The sequence below is a fragment of the Kitasatospora sp. NPDC057738 genome (genome assembly GCF_042798815.1).
Taxonomy (GTDB): domain Bacteria; phylum Actinomycetota; class Actinomycetes; order Streptomycetales; family Streptomycetaceae; genus Kitasatospora; species Kitasatospora lactacystinica.
In genome coordinates this window covers 116,871-123,555 of record NZ_JBHVJT010000005.1, presented here as the reverse complement: position 1 = coordinate 123,555, position 6,685 = coordinate 116,871, and the positions used below count along the sequence as shown (strand labels likewise).

7 protein-coding genes are annotated in these 6,685 nt (G+C 75.6%); 5 read left to right on the top strand and 2 right to left on the bottom strand.

Going from position 1 to position 6,685, the window contains the following annotated elements; all coding sequences use genetic code 11:
- Nucleotides 1–332 precede the first annotated feature (332 nt).
- On the top strand, nt 333–1,109 hold the full coding sequence (locus ACFVGO_RS04490) for an adenosylcobinamide amidohydrolase (RefSeq protein WP_380630839.1): 777 nt from the start codon (nt 333–335) through the stop codon (nt 1,107–1,109).
- Nucleotides 1,110–1,124: 15 nt separating this feature from the next.
- Here the strand turns inward: ACFVGO_RS04490 and ACFVGO_RS04485 are convergent, their stop codons facing one another.
- Nucleotides 1,125–1,976 (bottom strand): SDR family oxidoreductase, encoded by an 852-nt coding sequence (locus tag ACFVGO_RS04485; RefSeq protein WP_380630838.1) that lies wholly within the window; start codon nt 1,974–1,976, stop codon nt 1,125–1,127.
- A gap of 69 nt (nt 1,977–2,045) precedes the next feature.
- On the opposite strand from ACFVGO_RS04485, the gene ACFVGO_RS04480 reads away from it, so the two are divergent.
- A complete protein-coding gene (locus ACFVGO_RS04480) occupies nt 2,046–2,465 on the top strand; it encodes a MarR family transcriptional regulator (protein ID WP_359898321.1) in 420 nt (139 codons plus the stop codon).
- 158 nt (nt 2,466–2,623) lie between these two features.
- Here the strand turns inward: ACFVGO_RS04480 and ACFVGO_RS04475 are convergent, their stop codons facing one another.
- A complete protein-coding gene (locus tag ACFVGO_RS04475; RefSeq protein WP_380630837.1) occupies nt 2,624–3,583 on the bottom strand; it encodes an ABC transporter substrate-binding protein in 960 nt (319 codons plus the stop codon).
- Nucleotides 3,584–3,673: 90 nt separating this feature from the next.
- On the opposite strand from ACFVGO_RS04475, the gene ACFVGO_RS04470 reads away from it, so the two are divergent.
- From ACFVGO_RS04470 to ACFVGO_RS04460, 3 genes are read left to right on the top strand one after another with little or no spacing between them, the layout of a single operon-like run.
- Nucleotides 3,674–4,672, top strand: a complete 999-nt coding sequence (locus ACFVGO_RS04470; RefSeq protein ID WP_359898319.1) for an iron ABC transporter permease — start codon at nt 3,674–3,676, stop codon at nt 4,670–4,672.
- Entirely contained in the window at nt 4,669–5,790 is a 1,122-nt protein-coding gene (locus ACFVGO_RS04465) for a FecCD family ABC transporter permease (RefSeq protein ID WP_380630836.1), read from the top strand. The genes ACFVGO_RS04470 and ACFVGO_RS04465 overlap by 4 nt, the downstream gene beginning before the upstream one ends.
- Nucleotides 5,787–6,638 (top strand): ABC transporter ATP-binding protein, encoded by an 852-nt coding sequence (locus ACFVGO_RS04460; protein ID WP_359898317.1) that lies wholly within the window; start codon nt 5,787–5,789, stop codon nt 6,636–6,638. Before ACFVGO_RS04465 ends, ACFVGO_RS04460 begins: the two co-directional genes overlap by 4 nt.
- Nucleotides 6,639–6,685: the final 47 nt, after the last annotated feature.

Below are 6,685 nucleotides of genomic sequence, written 5' to 3'. Positions count from 1 at the left end.
AGGGGGGGGGGGGGGGGGGGGGGGGGGGTGGGCGTGCCGGGGGGGGGGGGGGAGGGGGGGGGGGGGGGGGGGGGGGGGGGGGGGACGGGGGGGCCCCCCCCCCCCCCCCCCCGGTCCCGGTCGGTGATCCGGCTCGCTGGGGAATCGATCCATCCGCACCCCGTGAACCTGCGAATCCCGCGAACCGGCGTGGTGATACCTTCGCAACCACCGCCCGGACCGGTCGGCGCCGCAGCCGAGCGAACGGCCGCCCCGACCGGCCCCGGCTGTCGGACCTGCGAGCGGACGGACCGCGTCCGGCGGGCCGGGGTGCCGTACCCGGTGGAGGGGGAGTGGGCGTGGACGACGGTGCGGTACGGGTGGGGCGGACGGTACGGACCGAGGACGGCGCCTGCCGCCACCTGCTGGTGTGGCGGGCCGGTCCCGGCTGGCGGATGGTGAGCAGCGCGGTGCTCGGCGGCGGGCTCGGGGGCCGCGGGTGGGTGCTCAACGCCCAGGTGCGGCCCGGCTATGCGCGAATGGACCCGGCCGAGCACCTGGCCGAACTGGCCGCCGCGGAAGGGCTGACGGGCCCGGGCGTCGGGCTGATGACGGCGGCGCCGGTGGACGACTGCACCCGGGCCGAGGACGGCGGTGTCACCGCGCTGGTGACCACCGGGATCGGTGTCGCGCTCTGGGCGGCCGACCCCGCCGCGGCGCCGGCCGAGTACCGGCCCGGCACGATCAACATCCTGGCCGTGGTGCCGGCCGCGGTCGCGGACGCCGGACTGGTGAACCTGCTGGCCACCGCGACCGAGGCCAAGGTCCAGGCCCTGCTGGACGCCGGCTACGACTGCTCGGGCACCCCGTCCGACGCGGTCTGCGTGGCCGTGCGCGCCGCGTCCCCCGACGCCCCCGCCGACCCCTTCGGCGGCCCGCGTTCGCTGTGGGGGGCGCGGCTGGCCCGGGCGGTGCACCGGGCGGTGCGGGCCGGTGCCGAGCTCGACCGCGAGCGCCGGGCCCGCGGGGAGCCGGAGCCGCATCCGCTGGCGGTGCCCGGCTGCCGCGTCGCGGACGTCCGCGGAACCCGGCCGGCCACCGTGCCGGTCGCGGGCCTCCTGCCCCGGTGATCGACGGGCCGGGCCCTATGCGACCCAGCCGGAGGTGAGGCCCTGGACGGCCGAGCCGTCGAGGTCCTTGAGCTTGACCCCGGCGAAGGCCCGGGCGGCGTCGGAGGTGAGCATCCGGAAGGCGGGGCGCTCGGCGGCGAGCAGGTCGAGGATCCCGGCGGCCACGTCCTCGGCCGCCTGGGCGTTGGCGAAGGCGCCGCGGGTGCGGTCCAGGTAGGCGGCCAGTGCGGGGGCGTACGGCCCGGCCTGTTCGGCCGCGTCGTCCGTCAGGCCCACGTTGCTGACGAACTCGCTGGCCACCGCGCCCGGCTCGACGACGCTGACGGAGACGCCGGCGGTGGCCGCGACCGGGGCGAGGGACTCCATGTAGCCCTCGACCGCGAACTTGGCGGCGCAGTAGGCCTCGTTGAAGGGCTGGCCTACCACGCCGCCGACGCTGGTCACGGTCAGCACGCGGCCCTTGCCCGCCCGCAGCAGGGGCAGGGCGGCCTTCGTGACGTGCAGCACCCCGAAGAAGTTGACCTCCATGACGGCGCGGACGTCGTCGAGGCTCTCCTGCTCCAGGGTGCCGATGTGGCCCGCGCCGGCGTTGTTGACCAGCGCGTCCAGCCGGTCGACGCCGGCCAGGCAGGCCTCGACCGACGCGGGGTCGGTGACGTCGAGCGTCCGGAGGTCGACGGTGACCCCGGCCTCCTCGGCGGCCGCCAGCAGCGGGCCGGCCTTGGCGGTGTTGCGCATGGTGGCGATGACGTGCCAGCCGGCGCGGGCGGCGGCGACGGCGGTGGCCAGGCCGATGCCGGAGGAGGTGCCGGTGATCAGGACGGTCCGGTCGCTCATCTCGCTGGACTCCCAGTGCTTATGGATCATAACCAATATGATCCATAACTATGTGGGCTGACATTTCACTTTGTCAAGCACCTGGATAGTCTGGTGGTCATGTCCCACCCACCGGATGACCTCACCCAGGAGATCGTCGGACTCTTCGCGGCCGTCAACCGCCGCTACGGCCGGGAGTCCGAGGCGGCCGCGGCGGCCCACGACCTGACCGCGCTGCAGGCCAAGGCGCTGCTCGCCGCCGAGGCCCCGGTCCCGACGCGCCGGATCGCCGAGCGGCTGCACGCGGAGCCGTCCAATGTGACGGTGATCGTCGACCGCCTGGAGTCCCGCGGCCTGGTCGAGCGCAGCGTCGACCCCGCCGACCGTCGCGTCAAGCACGTCGCCGCCACCGCCGCCGGCCGCGAGGTCGCCGCCGATCTGCGCGCCCGCATGCCCTTCGCCGGCGACCCGCTGGCCCGGCTCGACGCCGAGCAGCGCGGGGCGCTGCGCGAACTCCTGCGGCTGGTCCTGGAGGCATGACGGCGGACCCCCGGGCGACTGCCCGGGGGTCCGCCGTTCACAACGCGTTGCCGCTCGCCCGCGCCGCCGGCAGGAACCGCCGGAAGGGCCGTCACCGCATGCGCTGCGACGACGGCCCTTCGGAATGCTCGGGGGGGGGAATTCCCCGGCCGCGGCGACTACTTCGCGCCGAAGGCCTTCTCGATGTCCTCGACGACCTTCTCCGCCGCGATCGGGCCGGAGCTGCTGCTCCACACCTGGCCGTCGACGCCCATGAGCTGGTTGGTGCCGACGGCCTTGAGGCGGGTGAACGCCTCCTGCTTGCGGGCGGTCTCCAGGGCCTTCTCGCCCTCGGCGTTCAGGGTGGCGACGAACACCCGGTCGGCGTCGGCCTTGTTGAGGTTCTCCAGGGACAGCGGGTCCGAGTGGGGCTGGGCGCCCAGGCCGTCGGCGATCGGCATGGTGCCGGCGCCGGCCTTCTTCAGCAGGTCGCCGGGCATGTTGGTGGTGTTCATCACGATCGGCCCGTTGGGCATCCAGCGCATCACGACGGCGCTGCCGGCCTTGCCCTCGCCGGCCTTGGCGGCGCGCTTGTCCAGCGCGTCCAGCTTGGCGGTCAGGTCGTCCTTGCGGCCGAGGGCGTCGCCGTACACGGCGAGCACCGAGCGCCAGTCGCCGGCCTTGGGGACGATGGTCGGGGCCACCGCGGAGAGCTTCTCGTACTGGGACTTCTCGATGCCCGAGGAGGCCAGGATGAGGTCGGGGCCGGCCTTGAGGATGGCCTCGATGTTGGGCTCCTTGACCGTGGCGACCAGCGGGACGGCGTCGGCCTTCAGGTAGGCGGGGGCAGTGGTGCCGCCGCGGCTGGCGCTGGTGCCCACCGGGGTGACGCCGAGTGCGAGGGCGGTGTCCAGCGAGGTGTCGTTGAGGGCGACGACCTTCTTGGCCTCGGCCGGGACCTCCACGGCGCCGAAGGCGGTGTCGATGCTGCGCTTGCCGCCCTTCGCGGCGGTGGAGGACGAGTCGGAGCCACCCGCGGAGCTGCCGGAACCCGAGGAGCCGCACGCGGTCAGGCCCAGGGCGAGGGCGCCGACGACGGCCGTTCCGAGCAGGGTCTTGGTAAAGCGGGTGCCAAGCATGGGTGTTCTCCGAGGAATGGTAGTTTACGGACGAACCGTTTTTCTGAGGTTAGCCTAACCATACGTAAGGCCCTGACGGGGAGGCCCGGTGTGACATTCCGATCACTCCTGCTGCGCGGACTGCTGCCCGCCGGCGCGATACTGCTGCTCGCCGTGCTGGCGAGCCTGCTGCTCGGCGCGGGAGACGTGGGGCCGTCACGGGCGTTCGCCACCCTGCTCGGTGACGGCGACTCCGACTCCCGGTTCACCGTCTTCCACCTGCGCGTCCCGCGGACCGCCGTGGCCCTCGCGGTCGGGCTCGCGCTCGGCGTGGCCGGCACCGTGCTGCAGGCCGCCGCCCGCAACCCGCTGGCCGAGCCCGGCCTGCTCGGCGTCAGCACCGGCGCCTCCTTCGCCGTGGTGATCGCGATCGTGCTCGGCGCCAGCGCCGCGAGCGTCGGCCCGTACGTCGCCGTGCTGGGCGCCGCCGCCGGCTGCCTGCTGGCGCTCGGCGCGGCCCGGCTGCGCGGCGCCGGCGACGACCCCGTCCGCCTGGTGCTCGCCGGCGCGGCGCTGAGCGGACTGATGAACGCCGGCTCCTCCGTCCTGCTGCTGTCCGACGCCCGGGCCGCCGACGAGATCCGGTTCTGGACCATCGGCTCGGTCGCCGGCCGCGGCACCGACCAACTGCTGGCCGTGCTGCCGGTGCTGCTGCTCGGTCTGGTCCTGGCCCTGCTCTCCGGCCCGGCGCTGACCGCGCTCAGCCTCGGCGACGACGTCGCCACCGGCCTCGGCCACAAGCCCCGCCGGGCCCGCGCCCTCGCGGTGACCGCCGTCGCCCTGCTGGTCGGCGCCGCCACCGCGATCGCCGGACCGGTCTCCTTCGTCGGCCTGGTGGTGCCCTTCGCCGCCCGGGCCCTGGTCGGCCCGGACCTGCGCCGACTGCTCGTGGTCTCCGCCCTGCTGGGGCCCGCCGTCGTGCTGCTCGCCGACGTGGCCTCCCGGCTGGTGGCCCGCCCGTACGAGATGCCGCTCGGCGTGATGACCGCCCTGTGCGGCGCCCCCGTCCTGGTCGCCGTCGTCCGCTCGCACAGAATGCCCGCGCTGTGACCCCCACCGTGAAGACCGCGAAAGCCGCCGCCGCGAAGAACGCCGCGAGCCCCGGCACGCCCCCGGCCGCGACCCGGCTGCCGACCCCGCCCGGCACCCGGCTGCTCGCCCTCGGCGGCCGCTCGGTGCTCGTCCCGGTCCGGCCGCTGCTCGGCGGCGCCGCCCTGCTGCTCGTCGTGGTCGCGGTGACCGCCGTCTGCCTGGCCGTCGGTGAGACGAACCTCGACCCGGTGACCGCCCTGCGTGCCGCCTTCGGTGACGGCACCGCACGCGACGTGCTGCTGGTGGAGAAGCTGCGGCTGCCCCGCGCCGAGGCCGCACTGGCCGTCGGTGCCGCCCTCGGCGTCGCGGGCTGCCTGATGCAGACCCTCGCCCAGAACCGGCTGGCCACCCCGGACACCGTCGGCTTCAACGAGGGCGCCACCGCCTTCGCCGTCGCCTCCGTCACCGGCGTCGCCACCCAGCTGCTGCCCTCCGCCGCCGCCCTGGTGGGCGCCGCCACCGCCGCCTCGCTCGCCTTCGCCCTCGGTGGCGGGGCCGGCCGCAACGGCTACCGCTTCCTGGTCGTCGGCCTCGGCATCGGCGCGGTCTTCGGCGCGGTGACCAACCTGATGCTCTCCCGCGCCGCCATCGACGCCGCCAACTCCGCGTACGCCTGGACGGTCGGCACCCTCAACAGCCGGGACGCCGACGCCGTCGGCCTCCTCCAACTCGGCCTGCTGGTCTGCCTGCCCGCCGCGGTGCTGCTCGGCCGCCGGCTGTCGCTGCTGCGCTTCTCCGACGCCGTCGCCACCGGGCTGGGCGTCCGGGTGCGCGGCCTGCGGGTCGGCGTCCTGGTGGTCGCCGTGGTCTGCGCGGGCCTGGCGGTGGCCGTCGCCGGACCGCTCGGCATGATCGCGCTCGCCGCGCCCGAGGCGGCCCGCCGGATCGCCGGATCGCGCTGCGTCCCGGTGCTCACCTCGGCCGCCGCCGGAGCCGCCTTCACCCTGCTCGCCGACCTGCTCGGCCGCACCGTCCTGTCGCCGATCGAGGTCCCGGCCGGCCTGGTCACCGCCGTCGTGGGCGGCCCGTACCTGCTCTGGCTGCTGCTCACCACCCGTCCCCGGAGGACCGCATGACCGCCCGTACCGCGACCGCCGTGCCCGCCGCGACCGATGGGATTGCTGCCGGAGCGCCCCGGCTGGCGACCAGCGCGCTCAGCCTCGGCCACGACCGCACCGTCGTGGTCCGCGGGCTCGACCTCGAACTGCCGCGGCAGCAGGTCACCGTCATCGTCGGCCCGAACGGCTGCGGCAAGTCCACCCTGCTCGGCGGCCTCGCCCGGACCATCGCCCCGCGCTCCGGCGCCGTGCTGCTCGACGGCAAGCCGCTGACCTCGCTGTCCACCCGCGCGATCGCCCGGATCATCGGCCTGCTGCCGCAGTCCGCCACCGCCCCGGACGGGCTGACCGTCCGTGACCTGGTCCGCTACGGCCGCCAGCCGCACCAGGGCCTGCTGCGGCAGTGGTCCGCCGCCGACGCCGAGGCGGTCGAGCACGCGCTCACCGCCGCCGACCTGCACGAGCTGGCCGACCGCCCGCTGGACACCCTCTCCGGCGGCCAGCGCCAGCGCGCCTGGATCGCCATGGCCGTCGCCCAGGACACCGACATCCTGATGCTCGACGAACCCACCTCGGCGCTGGACATGGGCCACGCCCTGGAGGTGCTGGAGATGGTGCGCGGCCTGACGACCGGGCGCGGCCGCACCGTCGTCCTCGTCCTGCACGACCTCAGCACCGCCTGCCGCTACGCCGACCACATGGTGGCCATGCGCGACGGCGAGGTGGCCGCCCAGGGCGCGCCGCGCGACATCGTCACCCCGGAGCTGGTGCGCGAGCTGTACGGGGTGGAGAGCGTGATCCTCACCGACCCGGTGCACGGCACCCCGGTGGTCTGCCCGGTCGGTCTCGCCCCCCGGACCCGCTGACCCCGGGCCCGCCGGCTCCGGCCCCGCCGGCCCCGGGCCCGGGCGCT

What these genes read in the sequence shown, in the direction of transcription:
- ACFVGO_RS04485 (WP_380630838.1), bottom strand. Translation starts at nt 1,976, where the DNA reads ATGATCCATAAGCACTGGGAGTCCAGCGAGATGAGCGACCGGACCGTC.
- ACFVGO_RS04480 (WP_359898321.1), top strand. Translation starts at nt 2,046, where the DNA reads ATGTCCCACCCACCGGATGACCTCACCCAGGAGATCGTCGGACTCTTC.
- ACFVGO_RS04475 (WP_380630837.1), bottom strand. Translation starts at nt 3,583, where the DNA reads ATGCTTGGCACCCGCTTTACCAAGACCCTGCTCGGAACGGCCGTCGTC.
- ACFVGO_RS04460 (WP_359898317.1), top strand. Translation starts at nt 5,787, where the DNA reads ATGACCGCCCGTACCGCGACCGCCGTGCCCGCCGCGACCGATGGGATT.